This is a genomic window from Microbulbifer epialgicus (assembly GCF_041447265.1).
In the GTDB taxonomy this organism is placed as follows: Bacteria; Pseudomonadota; Gammaproteobacteria; order Pseudomonadales; family Cellvibrionaceae; genus Microbulbifer; species Microbulbifer epialgicus.
Window position 1 is genome coordinate 1 of record NZ_JBGMEK010000253.1, and the last position, 875, is coordinate 875.

The window sequence follows — 875 nt, forward strand, 5'->3', positions numbered from 1 at the left end:
AAGCTTGAGCTGATCTGGATGCTCATCTGCGATTTGTTTTTGAAGCTTTCTTTCTTGCTCTGCCGTTAACCTGCGGTTCATACCTTCTGGATAGCCGCGCTTTTTAGCGGCCAATGCTTTGAAGCCCCCAGCTCTATAAGCATTGATCCAATTTTGTACTGCTCGACTGGAGACATCCAGTGTCCGTGCAATTTCTGCTATAGACTCTGATTTCTTCCAAAGCTTTACGGCAGTTCGGCGTTTCTCTTCCTGCGCGGAAGCGGGTAATTTTCTTGCATCAATAATATCCATTTGGGTATTATACAGAACTATAGGGTCGCCGGGTTAATATCCAATATCATTACAATTACTGTAACACTGTAAGTAGTCTCACAAGATGACATATCTCGCATCTTCCACCACTGAGATAGACATTAAAAAAATAATTCTGCCACGGCTATAAACCTTTAATTACAGATCCAAGTTAACACCAAACATAAATAGATGATTCATGTGGACACTATTAAGGGCACCCTTAAAAATTGCGCTTTACTAAATTTCATCGCCCTGAAGCTCCCATGAATCGGTGTTAACGGATGCCAAAAAAGTAATTTATAGAGATGCCTTTAAGCTAAAACCTATTAGTTGAGAAACTAGCCTCACAAAAAGAAATAAACAATATTGAAATGGATAAAATCTAGCTCCCTTCACGGAATTTTTTGTGCAATGATGGCACATTAATTAACTCTTTAATAATTGATGAGGCTTGTGCTGAAATCAGCAACCACCCGCATAGCGGGTGGTATGATGAAAGCCCCCTGAGGGGGCTAATTTGGATTAGTTCAGACCAAATCTGACACATCCTCTTGAAAAAGAGGGGTTTACCAGTTTTGATG

Annotated in this window: 2 protein-coding genes; both read right to left on the minus strand. The window is 40.3% G+C overall.

The genetic code is table 11. The features are described from left to right. The coding region (locus tag ACCI49_RS24845; protein WP_371839882.1) for a helix-turn-helix domain-containing protein at positions 1-291 on the minus strand (291 nt) is incomplete at its 3' end. A gap of 385 nt (positions 292-676) precedes the next feature. Then, a partial coding sequence (locus tag ACCI49_RS24850) for a hypothetical protein (RefSeq protein WP_371841945.1) occupies positions 677-875 on the minus strand: 199 nt, incomplete at its 5' end.